At 37.6% G+C, this 21,058-nt stretch carries 19 protein-coding genes; 14 read left to right on the top strand and 5 right to left on the bottom strand.

Annotation, left to right across the window (positions count from 1 at the left end):
- Positions 1–15: 15 nt before the first annotated feature.
- The 6 genes from FHQ08_RS03980 to FHQ08_RS04005 are packed head-to-tail and all read left to right on the top strand — an operon-like array spanning position 16 to position 5,883.
- Positions 16–798 (top strand): DUF4422 domain-containing protein, encoded by a 783-nt coding sequence (locus FHQ08_RS03980; protein ID WP_230913104.1) that lies wholly within the window; start codon positions 16–18, stop codon positions 796–798.
- A 3-nt stretch (positions 799–801) separates the two neighbouring features.
- Positions 802–1,806: a glycosyltransferase family 2 protein gene (locus FHQ08_RS03985; RefSeq protein ID WP_230913105.1), complete on the top strand. Its 1,005-nt coding sequence runs from the start codon at positions 802–804 to the stop codon at positions 1,804–1,806.
- A gap of 3 nt (positions 1,807–1,809) precedes the next feature.
- The gene (locus FHQ08_RS03990) at positions 1,810–2,808 is read left to right on the top strand and encodes a capsular polysaccharide synthesis protein (RefSeq protein WP_230913106.1); all 999 of its coding nucleotides are present in this window, start codon (positions 1,810–1,812) and stop codon (positions 2,806–2,808) included.
- On the top strand, positions 2,798–3,781 hold the full coding sequence (locus FHQ08_RS03995; RefSeq protein ID WP_230913107.1) for a glycosyltransferase family 2 protein: 984 nt from the start codon (positions 2,798–2,800) through the stop codon (positions 3,779–3,781). The genes FHQ08_RS03990 and FHQ08_RS03995 overlap by 11 nt, the downstream gene beginning before the upstream one ends.
- Before the next feature lie 12 nt (positions 3,782–3,793).
- Positions 3,794–4,927 carry an EpsG family protein gene (locus FHQ08_RS04000; RefSeq protein WP_230913108.1) on the top strand — a complete coding sequence of 378 codons (1,134 nt, stop codon included), beginning with the start codon at positions 3,794–3,796 and terminating at the stop codon, positions 4,925–4,927.
- A 47-nt stretch (positions 4,928–4,974) separates the two neighbouring features.
- The gene (locus FHQ08_RS04005) at positions 4,975–5,883 is read left to right on the top strand and encodes a glycosyltransferase (protein ID WP_230913109.1); all 909 of its coding nucleotides are present in this window, start codon (positions 4,975–4,977) and stop codon (positions 5,881–5,883) included.
- A gap of 647 nt (positions 5,884–6,530) precedes the next feature.
- On the opposite strand, the gene FHQ08_RS04010 is transcribed toward FHQ08_RS04005, so the two are convergent.
- Positions 6,531–7,505 carry a 3'-5' exoribonuclease YhaM family protein gene (locus tag FHQ08_RS04010; RefSeq protein ID WP_230913110.1) on the bottom strand — a complete coding sequence of 325 codons (975 nt, stop codon included), beginning with the start codon at positions 7,503–7,505 and terminating at the stop codon, positions 6,531–6,533.
- Between the two features lie 272 nt (positions 7,506–7,777).
- Between FHQ08_RS04010 and FHQ08_RS04015 the strand changes: the two genes are divergently transcribed.
- From FHQ08_RS04015 to FHQ08_RS04025, 3 genes are all read left to right on the top strand, one after another.
- Positions 7,778–9,616: a glycosyltransferase family protein gene (locus tag FHQ08_RS04015; protein ID WP_230913111.1), complete on the top strand. Its 1,839-nt coding sequence runs from the start codon at positions 7,778–7,780 to the stop codon at positions 9,614–9,616.
- Positions 9,617–9,943: 327 nt separating this feature from the next.
- Positions 9,944–10,606 carry a sugar transferase gene (locus FHQ08_RS04020; RefSeq protein WP_230913112.1) on the top strand — a complete coding sequence of 221 codons (663 nt, stop codon included), beginning with the start codon at positions 9,944–9,946 and terminating at the stop codon, positions 10,604–10,606.
- Between the two features lie 360 nt (positions 10,607–10,966).
- A complete protein-coding gene (locus FHQ08_RS04025; RefSeq protein ID WP_230913113.1) occupies positions 10,967–13,495 on the top strand; it encodes a hypothetical protein in 2,529 nt (842 codons plus the stop codon).
- Between the two features lie 117 nt (positions 13,496–13,612).
- Here the strand turns inward: FHQ08_RS04025 and FHQ08_RS04030 are convergent, their stop codons facing one another.
- The 4 genes from FHQ08_RS04030 to FHQ08_RS04045 all read right to left on the bottom strand — a co-directional run bounded on the left by FHQ08_RS04030 (position 13,613) and on the right by FHQ08_RS04045 (position 17,591).
- On the bottom strand, positions 13,613–14,311 hold the full coding sequence (locus FHQ08_RS04030) for an ABC transporter ATP-binding protein (protein ID WP_230913114.1): 699 nt from the start codon (positions 14,309–14,311) through the stop codon (positions 13,613–13,615).
- Positions 14,311–15,384, bottom strand: a complete 1,074-nt coding sequence (locus FHQ08_RS04035) for an ABC transporter permease (RefSeq protein WP_230913115.1) — start codon at positions 15,382–15,384, stop codon at positions 14,311–14,313. The genes FHQ08_RS04030 and FHQ08_RS04035 overlap by 1 nt, the downstream gene beginning before the upstream one ends.
- Before the next feature lie 153 nt (positions 15,385–15,537).
- Positions 15,538–16,920 carry a sensor histidine kinase gene (locus tag FHQ08_RS04040; protein WP_230913116.1) on the bottom strand — a complete coding sequence of 461 codons (1,383 nt, stop codon included), beginning with the start codon at positions 16,918–16,920 and terminating at the stop codon, positions 15,538–15,540.
- The gene (locus FHQ08_RS04045; RefSeq protein WP_230913117.1) at positions 16,917–17,591 is read right to left on the bottom strand and encodes a response regulator transcription factor; all 675 of its coding nucleotides are present in this window, start codon (positions 17,589–17,591) and stop codon (positions 16,917–16,919) included. The genes FHQ08_RS04040 and FHQ08_RS04045 overlap by 4 nt, the downstream gene beginning before the upstream one ends.
- 189 nt (positions 17,592–17,780) lie before the next feature.
- Between FHQ08_RS04045 and purE the strand changes: the two genes are divergently transcribed.
- Genes purE through purQ form a run of 5 tightly spaced genes read left to right on the top strand, consistent with a single transcriptional unit; the run spans position 17,781 to position 21,028 of the window.
- Positions 17,781–18,272: a 5-(carboxyamino)imidazole ribonucleotide mutase gene (purE, locus tag FHQ08_RS04050; protein ID WP_230913118.1), complete on the top strand. Its 492-nt coding sequence runs from the start codon at positions 17,781–17,783 to the stop codon at positions 18,270–18,272.
- Positions 18,262–19,407, top strand: coding sequence for a 5-(carboxyamino)imidazole ribonucleotide synthase (gene purK / locus FHQ08_RS04055; RefSeq protein ID WP_230913119.1), 1,146 nt, complete (start codon positions 18,262–18,264; stop codon positions 19,405–19,407). The genes purE and purK overlap by 11 nt, the downstream gene beginning before the upstream one ends.
- Positions 19,400–20,134: a phosphoribosylaminoimidazolesuccinocarboxamide synthase gene (gene purC, locus FHQ08_RS04060; protein ID WP_230913120.1), complete on the top strand. Its 735-nt coding sequence runs from the start codon at positions 19,400–19,402 to the stop codon at positions 20,132–20,134. The genes purK and purC overlap by 8 nt, the downstream gene beginning before the upstream one ends.
- Positions 20,121–20,375 carry a phosphoribosylformylglycinamidine synthase subunit PurS gene (gene purS / locus FHQ08_RS04065; RefSeq protein ID WP_230913121.1) on the top strand — a complete coding sequence of 85 codons (255 nt, stop codon included), beginning with the start codon at positions 20,121–20,123 and terminating at the stop codon, positions 20,373–20,375. Before purC ends, purS begins: the two co-directional genes overlap by 14 nt.
- Positions 20,375–21,028, top strand: a complete 654-nt coding sequence (gene purQ / locus FHQ08_RS04070; protein WP_230913122.1) for a phosphoribosylformylglycinamidine synthase subunit PurQ — start codon at positions 20,375–20,377, stop codon at positions 21,026–21,028. The genes purS and purQ overlap by 1 nt, the downstream gene beginning before the upstream one ends.
- The last annotated feature ends 30 nt before the right edge of the window (positions 21,029–21,058 follow it).

Below are 21,058 nucleotides of genomic sequence, written 5' to 3' on the forward strand. Positions count from 1 at the left end.
TTAGGAGTGTCCAAAGTGAATGTCAAAATTTTAGTAGCCGCCCACAAACAATACCAAATGCCGGAAGATAAAGAACTTTATCTTCCGATTTTTGTGGGTAAGGCGCTTCATGAAAGTGATCAAGTAACATTACCCTATCTCGGTGATGATACAGGGGCCAATATTTCTTTGAAAAATCCATTTTATAATGAATTGACCGCGCAGTATTGGGCTTGGCATAATCTTGATAACGTAGATGCAGTTGGATTAGTCCATTATCGACGCTACTTTCGTGATCCAAGTGCAAAGCGGGCAACGCAAAACAAGTTTCAAAGTATTTTAACACAAGGGTCTTTAAATCAATTATTGCATGGTCACGATATCATTGTACCTAATAAACGACACTATTATATTGAGACCAACCAGTCTCACTATGTGCATGCACATCATAGTACACCGTTAGCGGTAACACGGCAGGTCATTGAAAAAGACTACCCACGTTATCTCGCAGCCTATGATCAGCAAATGCAGGCACGTTCAGCCCACATGTTCAATATGTTTGTGATGAAGCGACCGCAGTTTGAAGCCTACTCTTACTGGCTCTTTGATGTTTTAGCAAGGGTGGAAGCACAAGTTGATATTTCAAACTATTCCCCTTATGAGCAACGCGTTTTTGGATTTATTAGTGAACTTTTATTAGATGTTTGGCTTTACACCACAAACCAGAATTATACAGAGTGCCAGTATATGTTTATGGAGCACCAGAATTGGGTGAAAAAGGGCGGTAAGTTTCTACTACGGAAATTTAGGCAGCGTTGATGTATGAAAAATAAGACAAAATTGATGAAAGAGCCGGTAGTATCTATTATTGTACCAGTTTATAATGTGCAACCTTATTTGCAGCAGTGTATTACTTCTTTGAAAAATCAAAATTATTCAAACTATGAAGTTATTATAGTTGATGATGGATCTACCGATAATTCACGTCAGATTTTAAAAAATGAAGTAACTGATTTATCTAATTTCATACTTGTTCTTGAATCTGAAAACCATGGACAAGCTCACGCTCGAAATATTGGACTCGACAAAGCTAGAGGAGACTACGTTCTTTTTGTAGATGGTGACGATTATGTTCGAGAAGACTTTGTGAAATCAAGTGTCACTGCAATTGTCGAAAATGACGTGGATGTAGTGGTTTTCAACATTGTGAATGTGACTGATAAAGGTTCGAGATCTACAAAATGGGGAACGACATTAGACACAGCTTCGACATCTTCTGTAAACAAGATTTATCGTAAAAAGTTATGGAAAAACGAACGCTTTTTAGAAAATTATTGGTATGAGGATTTAGGAACTATCCCAATAGTGATGGCAAAAGCACAACATGTAGCATATCTAGATGAGGATTTATATTATTATCATTCGAAAAATCAAAATTCCCAAACTCATACAAAAGACTTTGCTAGGTTTTTTGATATTAAACCTATGTGTGATCATGTCTACGCACGAATGGATGAGTTAGGGATATTAAAGGAAAAACTAAATGAAGTAGAAAATCTCTATATTGAACATTATATTGTTAATTCTATATTGAGAAGATTTACAACAGTAAGAGATAGAAAATCAAGAAATACAATCATAGAATTTTTCATTACGGATCTTACGAAAAAGTTTCCAAATTGGCGAGTGGTTATGTACCGGCATAAGGGAACTTCTAATAAACTGAAATATTATATATCGATGTTGTATATAAAAGGATATTACCATTTGGCAGATTTTATTTGGCTAGGGCCTAAACGAATAGCTGATTTTTTGAGGAGAGCCTAGTAAATGAATAAAGTCGTTTTCACAATAAAAAAAATTAGTCGAATGGCATCGAGAAATCTTAACAATATTGGACGTATTCCAACAAAAATTATTTTTTATCAAATGTTATCTTTATTTATATCACGAGTACCTAATCGCTTTGCAAATAGTAAGTCGCATATTTTTAAAAAAAGAGATAAGGTAATATTAGATAACTTAAAGGAGTATGTACCCACTTATATTCCTGATGAACCTTTAAACTCTGATAAAAGATTCACTGTTTGGTCAATGTGGTGGCAAGGCACAGATAACATACCTGATTTATCTCAAGCTTGTTTTGATTCTATAGCTCGATGTTGTCGTAAAAATAACTGGCGATTTGTAATTATTACTTCAGAAAATGTCCATGATTATGTATTTGATTTACCTAGCTATATTTGGGAAAAGTTAGATAATGGTCAAATAACAATTACACACTTTTCGGATATATGTCGTGCATATTTACTGTACCATTATGGTGGTTTGTGGGCAGACAGCACGATTTTTACGACTAACATTCCAAAGAAAATTGAAAATGAAGCTTTCTTTACTATTAAAACAAGTGGCTATAATAATGGTTATTTTATTCCAAATGGTAGGTGGACTGCTTTTTTCATGGGAACACAAGCTCACAATCCACTTGCCTATCTATTATTGCATGCGTTTCTTAATTATTGGCACCAAAATGAAGAGATGATAGATTATTTTTTAATTGATTATTTTATAGAAATAGGTTGTGAAACACAACCAACGATTCAAAATCTACTCAATAGTGTTAAATCAAATAATGAATTTTATAATTTCTTTATGGTCCATGGGAATGATGTTTTTTCAAGAGAAAAATTTCAACGAGTTGAACGTACGGGAACAACCATTTTTAAGCTTGATTTAAAGGCCTACATAGCACAAACAAAAGAAGTCACATTTTACAGTACTTTGTTAAATAATCATTTCATGTATATTGGTGATAACGATGAATCCTAAAATTAGCGTTATAGTAATTATTTATAATATGGAAGCTTACTTAAAGAAGTGTGTGGAGTCTATAATTTGCCAAACTTACACTAATCTTGAAATACTTCTAATTGATGATGGCTCTAGCGATAACTCGTTAGCTATCATTCGAGAATATCAAGAAAAAGATTCAAGGATAAAAGTTGTTACAAAAGAAAATGAAGGTAGGGCCAAGACGAGAAATCTTGGGGTAGCAACAGCTTCCGGTGAGTATATTGCTTTCATTGATGCAGATGATTATGTAACGGTAGACTATGTTCAATATCTAGTTGGCCTAACCCAAAATGGTAAATATGATATCGGTGCCTGTCCAGATAGAATCGTATATAAGAAACGTACGATTGATGTAAGTCGAGATTGGAATGAAGAAATTTTAAGTTCAAAAAAATTCTTCGACAAAATGTTTAAAAATGAGCTTTTAAATATAGATATATCAGCACATAGCAAATTAATAAGAACAGCTTTGTTCAAAAAATACAGTTATCCTGCTCAAGTTGAATTTGAAGATGAGTATGTAACGCATAAATTGATCCTTGCGGCAAATGCCATTGTTGTAGGCTTTACTGCAAAGTATATTTATTTAAAACGAGATGATTCGATTGTACGGCAGCCATTCTCTGAAAAAAGACTAGATTTAATTGTTGGAGAAGAAAAGATGGTTGCGGACGTTTGTCATAGATTTCCGGGACTAATTCAAGGTGGCAATCGGCGTTTAGCAGAAATATATATCAATAGCCTCGGGCACATTGCATTGTTAAATAACTTTTCAAAATACTCGGAGATTATCAACGAACTAAAGAATAAATTGTTTCGAAATGGGAAAATCTTAATGAAAGACAGTTACTTCAGTAAAACAAATAAACTGTCCCTGATACTATTAAAGTTAGGGTTTCTGCCATTTCGAATCGTAAATAATGTTTACTATAAATTATTTCGAACATAAGGAGGTGTTAAGGTGATATATATCATAATGTTAATTTCAGCCACATTTTTAGGTATGATCATAGACAGCCAAAGAAAAGAAACGATGAATATTAATGATGGTTCTATTATACAAACCACGGATACTAGCAGAAAAGCAGGTCAATTATTATTATTATTAATTATATTCTTAATTTTACTTATCCCGGCTGCCATTCGTTTTAACGTTGGAACAGACTATCAGTCATATATCAACGATCAGATACCAAGAATGTTATCGGGTGATAACACTGGATTTGAACCATTGTATCGAGTTATTGCTTATTTTTCAGTTGTTATACTACATAACTATCAATGGCTCTATGTATTCACTCACTTGATTTTACTAGTTTTTATACTGAAATTTGTTGATGACAATTCCACCTCGATTGCATGGGGTGTGTTCATATTTATTACGATCACTTTTTATAATACGTCCTTAAACATGATGCGGCAGTCAATAGCAATTTGTGTGTTTTTGTATGCCATAAAATATATAGTTCAACGGCGCCTATTTATATATTTATTTTGGGTTATAGTTGCGTGTGGTTTTCATAAATCGGCAGTGATTTTTGTGCCAATTTATTTAATTACCTATCTTAAATTTAAACCGAAATTAACATCGTTGTTATTGGTTAGTGCACTACCATTGGCTTATGTGATTCGAAAACTAACTTTTTATACTTTGAGCGCTTTAAACCTATATGTGGGCTATTTTAATTCAGGGTTTGATACGGGTAAGTTGACAACAGTATTTTTAATTTGCAACGCCATTGTTTATATTTTTTCGGTTATCGTCTTGTCAAGACAAAGTAAGTTAAGAGCACTATCTCGCTTAGATATCGTGTCATTCTATTTAGAAGCTTTAGCACTGCTAGTTTGTATAACATCCGCTCAAATACCTCTCTCTGCAAGAATTATTTGGATGTTTATGCCAATTCAAATGGTATTAATACCCAATTTGCTTAGAAAAGTTGATAGTAAATCAAATTATATATCTATGAGTTTTCTGTTCATCATAATGTATATTGCAATATTTATTCAACAAATATATATTAATAACTATGGTGCGACGTTACCATATCACACCATCTTTAATGAATTAGTAGAGATAAAAATGAAATTCTAGATTAATATATAGTTATATATCTAATGTTAGTATATTTGGAGGGGAAAATGATAGATGTTTCAATTATTGTACCTTGCTATAATGTAAGTTCATACATTAGTGAAGCCATCGATAGTTTGAAAGCTCAAAATTTTCAAAATAAAGAAGTAATCTTTGTTGACGATGGTAGTACAGACCAGACTGTTCAGATAATTCAGAGGAAAATTCATAATCTTGACTATGCACAATTAATACGTCAGCAAAACGAAGGACCGTCTGTTGCAAGAAATACAGGGTTAAAAATTGCACGGGGAAAATATATTTACTTTTTTGATTCAGATGACGTATTAATTGATCATATGTTAGATGACTGTTTTAACTTTGCTGAAGCGAATAACCTTGATGTTGTTCACTTTAATTGTAAATTGTACTATGAAGATATGAGTGTTAAAGCAAGTGTGGGAGATCAAACAGAATATTTTAAAAATACTTTATTTAAAGCAAATAAAATCTATGATTCAAAGAGTTTTTGCGAACTTTTTTCTAGACAAGCTAGAATACCACCTTGGTTTTTCTTTATTAAAAGAGAAGTTCTAACCGAAAATGATATTCAATTCATGCCTAATATTTTAAATGAGGATGAATTGTTTACACCCGAATTGTTGATTAACTGTCAGTTAATCGGATTTTTGGAGCATGATTACTTAATACATAGAATGCGAGCAAACTCAATTATGACGGTAAGCAATCGAAATGCGAAACAAAGACAATCAAGGCTATTAATAATTCAGAAGTTGAATTTATTACTTAAAGAAAATCATTCATCAAGGTGGAAATCAGATTTTCTCTGTGAAAGATTATGGGGATTGATTAGTCAAGTGAGTTCGTCTACTTTTGATAAAATATTAAGAATACTTAATCAAGATAATTTACTTTTTATATATATGCTCAAGAAAGCATTCAAATTAATTAAATAATTTCTTTGAATCTCAGGGTATTCATAGATAATATTATGTAGATGCAATAACCTGAATTATTCATGGGTGGCATGAGGTAGACAAAATAGTTGAGACTTCTCCGAAATTGGTCTATTTTTTAGCTTTGAATGATAAATTAAAATTATTTTTCAAAATAAATAACGCATAATTTATAGAAATTAAAATAAATCATATCGGTTGGGATTTTAGGGTAAGCTATATAAGCCCTCACTGGATAATTTTTTAAGATCGAGTCATAGGTTTTGAACATTATTTAAAATTCGGAAAAGTAATTTTAATCCTGGGTGTCCCCGACTTAAATTGATCATGGATCATGGTCTTGCTAATGTGCTGAGAATCGTCCGAGCTTTATTAGTGAAATTACCAAATGATGAGAATTGACTACTCGAGTTCAGAATAATTTTTGATTTAAAATTTAAGGCCGTCCGTTGAAAGCTACTCATAGTGTTTCCCTCTTTGTTTTGTGATGTGGTATGGACACTTAAATCGTAACATTTTAGGAAACCTGTGTTTCACCCTTTAGGGGAAGCACTATAATGAAAAACAACGGCGCGGTTTAACGAGTAGCGCTTTTTATATACATACAGTGAATAATCTGGGATTAACTTTTAAGTAGCAGAGTTATTTTACACTTCACTAGATCTGTTTTTATACAACCTAGTCCCATCCAAACCAAACACTTTGTCACTAAAGCTTCCGCTTTCTTGGTCATCATAAACCTCACGCATAATTTCCATACGTGAGTCCATTAGATCCAGCTGATGTAGTAATGTAGCTTCTGGTGTTGCTGGTTTAATTGCAGCGCCCCATTCCAAACGGCCATGATGTGACAAAACAAGATGCCGAAGTAGTAGGAACTTTTCATTTTTAAGTAGTTCGCCATAACTTAAGCCAAATGTTTGAATGCCTTCGCTGACGATTAAACCGTCTATAATAGCAATGTGCTCTAATAAATTCCCAGCCTTGCTTTCCTCATGATCTGTACTATTAGTATAAGCATAAGCTTTGCCAAGGTCATGTAACAAGATCCCAGCGTAAAGCAGACTCTCGTTAATATCAGTTTTATAAATTGTATTCTTTAAAATGCCTTCAGCGGCGAAACACATTGATATGGCATGGGTATACAGTCCACCAATAAAGGCATGGTGCATCTTAATTGCTGCAGGCATATCAAATAGGGGATCAGGAATATCTTGGGCGACTTCTTTGTACAAATCGTTGACGATTTTGTTGTAATCCGGATCAGTGATTTTTTCTACAAAATAACGGATATCTTTTTTTAAAGTTGTGATATCCCAATAGGAGCTAGGGAGAAAGTCTGCTAAATTCTGATTATCACTTAAACTAAGGCTATTTTCATCAATGGTGAATTGAACGGTATCATTGTAGTCACTACGTTTCCCATTGAAGTCGACAACTTTGTTATTGAAAGTTAGCGCAGTATCTGATGCATCCCAGATTTTAAAGGGAATGCGTTTTTCTTTAGTCACTAAAAAACCGCTGGCAAAGGGTTTTCCATTACTACTCGTTTTGAGGACGATTTCTTGGAAAAGTGCTGTACCATTGGTATTGCTATTATTTTGAATGTCATAAAAAGTCATAATTATTTACCTCGTAAGATGCTTATATTTATGATTGTATATCTTAATTTTATCAATCGTTTATATGCAGTGCAATGTTAGAAAAACGGGATATCAAAACAACGCTTTTAATTAAATTATTATTAAATATCAATGACACTTAATAAAAGCTATTAAATGACGATTCAGAACCTATTGAACAAATTAAAATAGAGAAAAAGGTAAAGCAGAAGTTTATAATTAAAAACAATATTCGAAAGACTATTACGTAGTTATTGGGAGGAAAACATTAATTGAATTTTAAATTAGCTAGCATTGGAAGTAACATCAATAAACACAAGATTATATATTATTTTCTCTTATTATCCTTTTGGTGTATTTTGTCCCTTATATATTTATATCCATTTGTAAAAACGCATGCTCTGAATGCTTATGGTGGAGATCTGCCATTTCATTTGGGGCGTATTGAGGAATTGTATCAAGATTTAAGAAGGGGCGTTATTATACCAAGAATCAGCACATTTACTTTTAGGCAGGTAGGAGGGAGTGTTAATTTTTTCTATCCATGGATTGGAACTTATCCATTTGCATTACTCAGGTTTATAATTCCTGGCGGTGTGTCTGCTTATTATGCAGGTATTTATTTGTACACAGTTTTAACATTCATCACGTCATATTATGCAATGGTGAAATTTTCAAGTAACAAAGTTCGGGCAATTATATTTTCTGTCATATATGTATTTAGTGCCTACCGATTTCATGATATGTTTGACCAGTTCGTCTTAGGAGAAGCATTGTGTCTAACTTGGTTACCATTAGTATTTTTTAGTTTTTATGAATTATTATGGGGAGATAAGCATTATTGGAAGCTACTTAGTATCTCTGTTTCATTGGTATTATTTACACATGTATTGACATTTGCTATTCTAATAGTTATTTTGGCTCTGTTATTTATTATGCTATTTTGGAAAATTCAAGATAAATTTCAAAGGTTTAAGCGTTTATTTTGGTCCGTGTTACTAAATATATCTTTAAGTATGATTTTCTGGGGACCAATGCTTGAACAAAGACATTTGAATGATCTACATATGCCATTTAAGGGCCTTGTACTAATAAAAGGACCATATGAGTCGATAGAAAGGGCATTTACCTATTCGTTTTATTACGGAAATAAGTTTGCACAAGTAGATGCTGCTGATTGGGCAATTATTGGGCCGGTATTGATGCTTGTTGTTCTTTTTGGGTGGATTTTTATTAAATACGTTTCCGTAAAAGAGCGGTTTATTTATATCGTGGGTGCTTTGCTTGTCGTTTTGACAACTTCATTAGTACCGTGGGGGCTATTTAATAGTACGCCAATTGGGTTTCTACAATTTCCATATCGGTTATTAGGTATTTCAACAGTTTTTGTTGCTTCTTATGCATCACTACTAGGTGTGATGTTGATACAACGTATTAATAAGGGAAAGCAGTACCCACTATTAACCCTTGTTTCAATCACTTGTCTAGTTTTTGTTCCCGTTTGTGTGACTATGGTGCATGGACGATCTATTTTGAAGCAAAGAAGTGAATTTAACCAATTAAGTGCAAATAAAAGTAAAGTCAAGCCTTATTCCAAATTGTCAAATTTTGAACAGAGTAGACGTATTTTACCAATAAAGTATAGACTAACAGATAAAAATTTTGAAAATATTTTTGGTTATTGGAATGGTTCAACTTTAGACTATTTTCCTAACGCAGCAGTTTCATATGGTCCTAGTATTATGGATAATAAAGTAGTTATAAATCATAAATATGTTAGTGTATTTGAAAAGGAAAGAAAGGTTTCTCCAAACAAGATTGAATATATTTTGAGTGGAAATAAGATTGGAACTTATATAGATTTACCCTTGGTCTACATACATAATGACCAGGTTCTTATTAACCACAAAAAAATTAATAAAGAAAATATTTCTAATCGCGGAACTATCCAGTTCAAATCAGCTGACAAAAGAACTAAAGTTGTTTTAAAGTATATCGACTCCTCTTGGGAGCGACTGTGTACGGCTGTTTCAGTGGCTTCTTGGACTTTCTTAGGACTTGTCAGTACGGTTAACTTTTTTAATAAGAAGCACCGTAAGTTTGAATCATGATTGTTGTGAGATTTTTTAACAGCTTTCAGTGGGTAAATTAATCGATTGTAAAGTACTTTAATACTGTCTTGCATCCAACCTTATGCTGATATAAATAAAAGAAAATTATCAAAATATGGATTCTCTCAGCTTGTTTTTTGTGTATAATCTGTATTATAAGACTTTTGGATCATTAGTGGCTGCTTAAGTTTCACAATATTTATTTAAATGTTAAAATAAGGTAGTTTTGTTTAGGTGTTAAGGAAGAAAATGAACTAGTTAACTGGTTAATAACTACTTTGTAAAGCAACATTTTAATTACTTGATAGTACTTTGGGGAGGATTGAGATGCAAAGGGACGTGAATTTTGACAAAGATACCAGTTACACTGAATTGGAGCATCAATTTTATCGTAGGATTGGGAAACGGATTTTTGATATCGCTATTGCAGTTACAGGATTAACCATCCTATCGCCTGTTTTTCTAATTATTGCAGTGCTTATAAAAATTGAAGATCCTAAAAGTCCAGTGATTTATACACAGGTTCGTGTTGGTTTTAAGCGGCAACGATTTAATATGTATAAGTTTCGCAGCATGGTTGTTGGGGCAGATAAAAAAATTAAGAAATTAATTAAGTATAATGAAGTTGACGGTGCCATGTTTAAAATGAAACATGACCCTAGGGTAACCCACGTTGGTCATTTCATTAGGGAGTATAGCTTGGATGAATTACCCCAATTATGGAATGTGTTGAAGGGTGATATGTCTTTTATTGGGCCAAGACCGCCTTTAGTTCGTGAGGTAAGGAATTATAGCTTGATAGATATGAAAAGACTCCAAGTTAAACCGGGATGCACGGGCTTATGGCAAGTTTCTGGGCGAAACAAATTGAGCTTCAAACAAATGGTGGAATTAGATCTGATTTATATTAATGATTATAGCTTTGCATTTGATTTGAAAATATTTTTTAAAACATTTTATGCGGTCTTGTCTTCTGATGGGGCTTACTAAATGAAGTTCTATACTTTTTGGTGTTGGTGGATGTCAGTCTACCGGCACCTTATTTTTTTACCTAAAATTTATTAAACAATGGGAAATATTGACTTATAGCATCGTAGAAATTTCTACTTGCCAATAGGTGGTAATTTTTAAAAGCACAATTATAGGAATGTTCCGCAGTAAGAATAAAAAACCAATTCTCCAGAAAACTCAATATTAGTAATAATTTCGTTGCTATATTGAACATAAGTACTCATAAATTGGTTTAAAATAAATATAGTTATATCTATCGGTTTATCACATAAATTTAGAATGAGTTGAAATTATCTAGCGGTTAGTTTATTTGAAGATATTCTTTTGGGGGAATAGATTATGAATACTTTAAAGGGTAGTATACGCGTAACAAGTGTGGGCTTATTTGCTGTTATCATATTTTTCTTATTAATTCTACTAGGTTCTAGTACACGCGTTCAGGCCGCGACATCTGCAGATATCCCAACCAATATTCTTGATAAACTCAATAACAGTCAGACAAACCACCAACAAATGCTGCAAACGTCTGATTTAAATTCAGTATTATCAAATAAAGTAATGCTTTTAGCGGCTGCAGCCCCAGCGACGATCGACCAATATCCTGGGTCACAGGGGTTATCTAAAATAGGGGAAGGTACGTTTATTGACAAAGATCATTATTTTCGGCCGATATATACCAGCAGTACCAAAGTTTCCTATGTGGCTGATGCAAATTCAAATGTATCTTATACAGGTGATGATGGCTATGGCGGCCAAAAAGGGAAAATGTTGCTGATCAGGCCAGCAAATAATAGTGTGACCACTTTTGGGGCAACTGTAACCTATACCAATGTTGGTCTTTATAATGGTAAGAACGTTACAATTAAAGCACATGTGATTTGTAATACCGATACAGCTGATCCATCCCGCGCAGGTGGCATTGGGGTCGATGGGACAAGTTTCTTATCTTTACGGATCCATAATTTTTCTACTAAGTGGCGCATTAATAGTGATGTTGCTTACTATGATGATAGTGGGAAGCCACTAACTATCTCCGGTTATTGGAATTTTGGAACGATCAATAATTTGAAGAAATTATTGATTAATAAGCGTTATATCGATAAACTTTTTTATTTAAAACAATCCGGTTCAGATGCTAATAATGGCTATCACATATTCTTTGACAATAGTATGGATCCAACCGGATTTTCAGGTGATCTAAAGGGTGGTTCTGATGGTGATGAAACCAAAATGACCGTCACTTACTCGAATCAGCCTGATTTTCAATATGGTTATGAATCGGTTGGAAAAGACACTGGAGGTAACACTGCAGCCGGAATCAACTTCGAATCTTCTGCTTTAACAAATATTGCCACACCTGATCCAGTAGCAGTTGGTCTAACAAATGACACACCGCTGACGAATACCCCTATTTTTCAAGTGAAGCAGACGGTTCCCTTTGAGAATAATAGTGGTTATTACAGTGATTATAGCCTCAAAGACTCAGTACCTAATTATGTCACAGTTGATCCTAGCGGTGTAAAAGTTGAGTCGGTCGATGGACAAAATGTTTCAAACTTGTTCAATATTAGCGTGCAGCAGAATCAAATTACGGCGACGGCCAAAGATGTGAGTCAAGCATCATTCTATAACCAATTGTATACCTTGGTTATTCCCGGAAAACTAAATATTAGTAACGATGATTGGCGTACGTTACCAACAACAACGATTAATGGTAAAAGTTACAAGACAATTGAAAATCAAGCAACAGCCACGATCAATGGGGTTCAAGTGACAACCAACACTGCGAAAGCACAAGTTTCGATTCCGATTGGATCGTTCACGAATGTTAAACAGCAAAATCAAGTTTATACCGGTAATAATCCTTCAAGTCCAGAAAGTGATGACAGCAAGTGGACTATTTTACAAGCACTAAGCGATTTGAATGCGGGCGAAGTACCTGTCCGTTATCTTTTACAAGCGCAAGTGACCGGTGATTTAACACAATATACAAATGTGGGGATCCAGACAGACGAAAATAATACCAAGCATTTGAATCAAACAGGTGGTCTAGAAATAGCAACGGGTTCGCAAAGCAATTCACAATTAATGAACTTCTTGAATGCCCAATTATCGGTTTCTGCACAGTACCAAATCCAAAATGATAGCCATATTGACCCTGATGCTTGGCAGCCAGTGCCGATGGTCTCTTATAGTGCCGCTGATCCAAAAGGGGTTAATTTGAATCTTGGTTCGGACGTTAGTGTTAAGCCGGGTCAATATGTAGCCTTTAGATATATTGAGCGAGCCTTACCTACGAGTGACTGGGTGTTTAATCGGAACACAGATCCAGATGTGGGGAAGTATTTCTGGAATGATGCGACTTTTTCAGGGGATTATTTAACTGACGCTTCCACCTACCCAGATCAGTCTGCGCGCTTGCGGCTGTATTACACTACGACATCGATCACGCAAGTCCCAAGCCTAATTGATTTTGGGAAGCATGTTGTGGGGTCACAGACAGCCTATTCGAATGAAAAAACAGCCGGTGCATTGGTTGTCAAGAGTGATGAACCAACCCCGACATTTGCCCTGAACGTTCAGTATAAAGATAATAATATGAGTAATAATGGCCAGCATTTGCAGGCCGATACTGGTGATATTATGTTCATCAAAAATCATGGTGGTGATTTTGTGCCTATCACGAATGGTTTTGTTTTGACGCGGCCAACAGGACAAACCGATAGCAGCGATAATGCCTATCAGGATTATGACTTCACCTCACAAATACAACCAGGGGATTTTCAATTGAGAGCACAAAAGGCTTCACAAAAACTAGGGCAGTATAAAGGCGAGGTTGAATGGCAAATTATTAAGTCAACACAATAATGTTGTCACGTGCGTAGGTCATCAAAGGAAAACGCATCGTTTAAAACTAAAAACAGCTAACACAAAATGATTGTTCGTTTCATGTTAGCTGTTTTTTTATATTTGACCATAACCTATCTATCTTAACGTCAACTTGCCGTCTTCGATTTCATAGATTTTGTCAACTAGATCCAACACGCGTTCATCATGGGTCACCATGATTGCAGCTTTATGATTGGTATGGGTCTCTTGGGCGAGCATTTCAACGACTTGTCGACCGCGCGTAGAGTCTAGACTAGCGGTAGGTTCGTCAGCCAAAATGATGGCGGGATCATTGATGAAGGCCCGGGCGATGGCAACCCGTTGGCGTTCACCACCAGATAGTTGGCCAGGCAGGTTGTCTAGGCGATGACGTAAGCCCAAGTGATCTAAGAGGTTGACAATATCTTGATCACTGACCTTAAGTTTAGCCAGCTTAGTGACGTAACGGAGCTGATCTTCGACTGTCAAGTAGGGGATCAACTCGGAGTTTTGAAAAATAAAGCCAATTTCTTTTTGCCGTAATTGGGTTCGTGCTTTGGCACTAAGTTCGGTCACTTCTTGACCAGCAAGGGTAATTCGCCCTTCGGATGGGGTCAGGAGTGCACCGGCGATGGAAAGCAAGGTACTCTTACCAGCACCGCTAGGGCCAACGATTGCAGCAAATTCACCTGGTTTGACGGAAAGACTGACATCTTTTAAGACTTCAATTTTACTTTGACCATCTTGATAATATTTGATGACATGGTTCATGCTTAAGCTATTTGTAGTTTGAATATCTTGATTCATTGTTTTCATTAGGCGTTACCTCCAATGGCACTGACGGGATCAACTTTGGCAATTTTAACAAGGGATACAAGTGAACTGATGACGGCGACAACGATAAAGATACCGGCCGTGAAGGCGATGGTTGAGCCACCCATGATGAATGGCATCCCACTTGGCATGACGTAACTGAGGCCGAAGATAACGAGACTACCGATGGCAATGGCGCCAAGTGTGATCAGACCAATTTCATAGATCAAGTTCCGAGCGAGGTAACTGGTTGATGTCCCGATGGCTTTTAACGTGCCGAACTCTCTTAGTTTTTGAATGGTAATGACATAGAAGAAGACCGCTAGAACCACGATGGAGATGACATATAAGAACGTGATCATCATGGTCAAAGAGCCACTTTCAGCAGAATGTCCCGGAATGTTGTCGATAATCGTTGCTTTAGCTGACTTGGTAAAGCCAGTCAAGTCTAGATTGCTGGCATTACTTTTAGTGGCGACTGTATTGTAAGTCAAACCTTGGGCCATTTGCGGACTGATTGTTTGGTAGAGCTTAGTGGACATGTAGACTACCGGCGTATGGGCGTAGGAAAGATTATTAACGAAACCAATAATTTTCATGTTCTTACCAGAAATACTATCTTTGAGGACACTGCCGACTTTATAGCCGTTTTCCTTTAATTTATCGCTGACGATGATGCCGTTTTTTTGATTGCTTAAAGTTTTGCCATTGGTGGCTGTAGGTACAAAGCTGCTGTTGGCATTCATAGCAAAGTAGGCCACGTCCGTTTTCTTATCAGCATTATTTTTAGTTTGGACGGTGGTTTGTTGGACGTTCATTGCGGTACCACCGACTTGATCCTGAATTTTCTTGGCATCAGCCGTTGAAATTTTAGATCGGTTAAGTCGATTTTCAGAGCCCTTTTGTAAAACAAAGGTTTCGGCCGGGCTTTTTTCTAATGCGGAAGTGGTGTCGTTGGTCAGCCCATTAGCCAATCCGGTAATGAAGAGTACCAAGAAAATGATCAAAAAGATAATTAAACCCACGAGACCATATCTTAATTTTTGTTGTTTTAATTCTCTTAAAGCAAGAAACATAACAATTCCCCCTATATATTGAATCCAATGATAACCAAGCTGCGTTTGACTGGTTGGTTTGTGCCATGCTTAGTTCACGTTTTCGCTTGGCCTTCGATGATTCTAATATAACGGGGGAATGTTAACTGAATATGAACGAAATGTTACAAGTTGTCACTTTTGCGGAAATTTCACCGTAAAGGTGGTCCCGGCAGCTTTTGTGCTGGAGACAATTAATTGGCCATGATGGAGCTGAATGACTTTATAGGCGATGGCGAGCCCTAGGCCACTATGATTGCGAGCCGCGCGGGATTGATCCGATTGATAAAAGCGGTCAAAGATCTTTTGTTGCTCATTGGCTGAGATTGGGGGGCCAAAGTTGGTGATCGCCACAGCAATTGCATTGGCGGTCGTCGTTAATTGAACGACAATGTCACTCGCAGCTGGCGCGTAACGGATCGCGTTAGTCAGCAGATTCTGCCAAACTTGAAATAGTAAATCCTGATTACCCGTGATCGTCGCCTTTTTTAAGCGGGCATCCACGAAAAGATCTTTTTCATCTAATTGATAGGAAAAGGTTCGAATAACTTCACGTAGTTGCTGATCTAGCTCAATGGCTTGCTGAAAGTCCAAAGTAGCTTCTTGATCTAGAGTTGCTAACAATAGGAGGTTTTTCGTTAAAGCTGAGAGCCGTTTGGTTTCAGAGCGGATGATTTCAACAGCTTGTGCTTTCTGCTGGGGACTGATTTTCGCATCGGCCAACTGGTCAGCGTAGCCATTTAAAGCGGCTAGAGGGGATTGTAAGTCGTGGGAGACATTAGCCACAAATTCATTACGGCTGCGCTCTACTTGCGCTAATTGCTGTGTCATAGTTTTGAAACTAGTGGTTAATTGACCAATTTCATCGCTGCCATGGTCGGCCAAATGAACTTGAAAGTCGCCGCTAGCAATGTGACTGGTTGCCTGTGTCAGTTGCTTGAGCGGATGAACTAGTCGCCGTTCAGCCACGATGATCAATAGGAAAAGGCCTAGAAGACTGCTGATCACACCGATCAACACAAGATAGCCGCGGAGTTCACCAAACTGGGCATTGGCATTAGGTCGAATGAAGAGGGCTTGCTTATTTTTTAAAGGAACACCGATCGTATTATGGATATCATTGGCAAAAAAGCCGGTGATGAGTGGGCCGTGGTCATACTGACGAATCCCATGATAAACATGACCAGATTGGACTTGTTCACGGGCACTGGCATTAAGCTGAGCAATGCGAAAGGGTTCACCGTAATAGTGGGGCTGGGCTTTGTTCGTATAAACAGCTAAATCATAACCAGTTTTGGCAACACTTTTAAGATAATTCGGACCTTCATTTTTAGGAAGGTGGTTATAAAAGCGTTGGACATTTTTAGCGATGGCAGTTATTTTAGCATCATTTTTGGGCTTTAGGACGTGATGATAGTATTGATTGGCTACCAAGAAACCAATGCCAAAACTAAAAATCAAAATGAGACAGGTCCACATAATAACTTTGTGGGAAAGACTGCGTTTAAATATGCTCATCCCTGCACCTCGAGGCGATAACCTAAGCCTCTAACAGTAACGATACGCACAGTTTGATCATCGGCAAGATGATCGCGCAGCCGTTTGATATGGACATCTACGGTACGGTCAGAGCCTTCGTAATCTGCCCCCCAAATGTTAGTCAGTAATTGATCCCGGTTAAAAATCTGATTGGGATGTTGCGCTAAACTTTCTAACACTTCAAACTCTTTACGGGGCAAGAACAACTCTTGATCTCCCTTGGTCAGACTGTAGTTATTGATATCTAAAACCAAGTCGCCCACGGTAAGCTTTGTTTGGGTATCACCTTGGTAACGGCGGAAAAGAGCCTGCATTTTAAATAGTAATTCACGGATATCAAAGGGTTTCGTTAAATAGTCATCAGCCCCAGCTTCATAACCTTGCTGTTTATCAAAAATATCACTTTTAGCGGTCAAAATTAAAATAGGCAGTTCCTTTTTTTGCGTGCGGATGACTTTGGTGACAGCGAAGCCATCTTTTTTTGGCATCATAACATCTAGAATAGCCATATCGATCGGTTCTTGCGTGCCAACTTGAACGGCTTGGGCGCCATCATTGGCTGTCAAGACGGTATAACCCTGCTCAGATAGCTGCTTTTTGACCAATAAGCGGAGGTCAGCGTTGTCGTCGGCAATTAAAATTGTTCTCATATTTTTCCTCCTGAGGGGATCGTGGATTTATGTAGGACAGTAATGATGCTTAAAGTATAGCGATAATCGGGTATTTTAACAAAACACGAACATTATAATTAAATTAATGTAATAATGTTTGTAAAAACTATTGACAATTATTAAGTTGACCTTTAGACTGAAAACACAAACATTAGAAAAGAGGTCGTGATGGTGGTATCTGTTGCAATTGTGATGGGATCAAAGTCTGACTGGGATACGATGAAATTGGCAGCCGAACAATTAACTGAACTTGGTGTGCCATTTTCTAAGCAAGTTATCTCAGCCCACCGAATGCCCGATGAAATGATGGATTTTGCGGATAAGGCTCGTGATAATGGGCTTAAAGTGATTATTGCCGGTGCTGGGGGTGCGGCACATTTACCCGGGATGATCGCGGCAAAGACTACGTTGCCAGTGATCGGGGTACCAATAAAAACACGAACATTAAATGGCCTGGATTCGTTGCTGTCCATCGTACAAATGCCGGCAGGTGTGCCAGTCGCAACCGTAGCGATCGGTTCGGCAGGCGCCCGCAATGCAGCGCTATTGGCTGCCTCAATTTTAAGTGTGACGGATACAGCTCTTACCCAGCGCCTACTTGAATTTCGTCAGACCCAACATCAATCCTCAGTAGAAAGCAGTGAGCAGCTTGTTGAATAATGATGTGATTTTACCGCCTGCTACCATTGGAATTATCGGTGGCGGTCAACTTGGTCAAATGCTGGCTTTAAGTGCTAAAAGTATGGGCTACAAAGTGGGCATTCTGGATCCAACACCAGATGCACCCGCAGCTCAAGTCAGCGACTTTCAAATCGTGGCTGCCTATGAAGACCAAGCTGCTATGGATGAACTGATCCAGCGTTGTGATGTCTTGACTTATGAGTTTGAAAATGTTGCTACGACAACTCTTAAGTCACTTTCAAGCCGACAATTGCCCCAAGGTGTTGACCTATTAGCTATTACATCTGACCGGTTAAATGAAAAGAATTTTTTACGCCAACATCAGTTACCCACGGTTGCCTTTGCGGCTGTGAATGATGACCATAGTTTTGAAGCGGCTGTCAGGTCTGTTGGTTTGCCCGCAATTTTGAAAACAACGAGTGGCGGCTATGATGGGCATGGTCAAGTTGATATTAATACAGCTCGTGATTATGCAGCTGCCCAGGAACTGTATACCCAAACACCTTGTATTTTAGAAGCGCGGTTAGATTTTACTAAAGAGGTCTCAGTTATGGTGACCCGTACAGTAACAGGGAACGTTCGTGTTTTTCCGCTTTCAGAAAATCAGCATTCGGCTCACATTTTGCATCGCAGCATTGTCCCTGCCCGCGTATCATCTGAGATCGTGCAGCAAGTGGTTCAAGCGGCCACCACGATTGCCAAAGGGTTAGAGCTGCGCGGTGTTTTAGGTATCGAATTTTTCGTGACTGAAGCCAATCAACTGGTAGTCAACGAACTCGCGCCACGGCCCCATAATTCTGGTCATTATAGTATTGAAGCCTGCAATGTTTCTCAATTTGAAGCCCACATTCGCAGTATTTGTGGGTTGCCGATTCCAGAAATTCGGCAAATACAACCAGCTGTAATGTTTAATCTGTTGGGTGAAGAGTTAAGTCTTGCCCGGCAGCAATTACCACAGCACCCAGAGTGGCATTTTCATGACTACGGCAAAGCAGAGATTCGGCCGCAACGCAAACTAGGTCATGTGACGATTCTAGGGCCAGAACTCAGTCCCTTGATCACAGCTGCTTTAGCATTTGAAAAACAAGATAAAGGAGTGCCAAACGTTGACTAAGACAGAATTACTATATGAAGGTAAAGCTAAAAAAATCTATGCCACTGAAGATCCTGAGGTTATTTTAGCGGTCTATAAGGATCAAGCCACGGCGCTAAATGGCAAAAAGAAGGTCAATGTGGCCCATAAAGGGACGTTGAATAATCAGATCACGAGTCATTTATTCAATTATTTAAAGGCCAACGGGGTTGCCTCACACTTCATTAAGCAGGTTTCAGCGACAGAACAATTGCTACATAAAGTTAAAATGATTCCCTTAGAAGTAGTTTTGCGTAACTTGGCTTCTGGGCATTTCGAAACCAAATTCGCGGTACCGCACCTAATGCAATTTAATCGGCCTATCGTGGAATTTTATTACAAAAGTGATGCGTTAGATGATCCCTTTATCAACGATGCGCAGATCTTGGCGTTGGAGATTGCCACTGAAGCACAAATTGAAGCTTTGAAAACCAAAGCCCTATTAGTTAATCAAGTTTTGAAACAATTATTCGATCAATTGGGGATCACACTAGTGGATTTCAAACTGGAATTTGGTTTGACTAGTTCAGGAGAGATCCTTTTGGCTGATGAGCTGTCCCCAGATAATATGCGCTTGTTGGATAAAAAAACCCAGCAGTCCTTAGATAAAGATATTTTTCGCAAGGGGTTAGGGGATATGATCCCAGCCTATCAGGAAGTCTTACATCGTATTGAAGATAAGGAGCAAAATGCCAATGTACTTAGCTAAAATCTATGTGACTTATAAACCTTCGATTCTTGATCCCAAGGGCGAGAGCATCAAAGCGGCTCTACATCGGATGGACTATTCACAAGTTGAAAATGTCACCATGGGCAAATATTTTGAATTGCAGCTTGCGGCAGATACGAAAGATGTTGATGCCGTTGTGAAAGCCTTATGTGACCAATTGTTAGTCAACGTCAATATGGAAACCTATCGTTACGAAATCGAAGAAGTGGAGATGGCCTAATGCGTTTTGCAGTGATCGTTTTCCCTGGTTCTAATTGTGATGCGGATATGTATTATGCCGTGCAAGACCAATTACAAGCTGAAGTGACCTATGTACCGCATACAGCTACTCAATTAAATGACATTGATGCGGTTTTGATTCCAGGTGGATTTTCCTACGGCGATTATTTACGAACGGGGGCCATTGCCCGGTTTGCACCGATTATGCCGGCAATCATTGATTTTGCCAATAACGGCGGCTTAGTTTTGGGCGTTTGTAATGGCTTTCAGATTTTAACGGAAGCTGGCTTATTACCAGGAGCATTGCATGAGAATAAGGATTTAGCTTTTATTTGTAAAGATGTTCAATTGACAGTGGCTAATCCTAACACGCCTTTTTCGAACCGTTTTGAAAAAGATGAGGTGATCACGTTACCTGTGGCTCATGGCGAAGGTAACTATTACTGTGATGCAGAAACGTTGGCACAGTTAGAAGCAAATCATCAAATCGTTTTTCGCTATCAAGATAATCCCAATGGTAGTGTGGCTGATATTGCAGGGATCTGCAATGAACGTGGCAATGTTTTAGGGATGATGCCTCACCCAGAGCGTGCGGTGGAAGCTATCTTAGGCAATACTGACGGGCAGCGTTTATTAAGTTCTTTGTTGCAATAGACAGCAAATTTGAGTGAATTCAATTAAAGG

The sequence above is a fragment of the Agrilactobacillus fermenti genome (assembly GCF_021030645.1).
Taxonomy (GTDB): domain Bacteria; phylum Bacillota; class Bacilli; order Lactobacillales; family Lactobacillaceae; genus Agrilactobacillus; species Agrilactobacillus fermenti.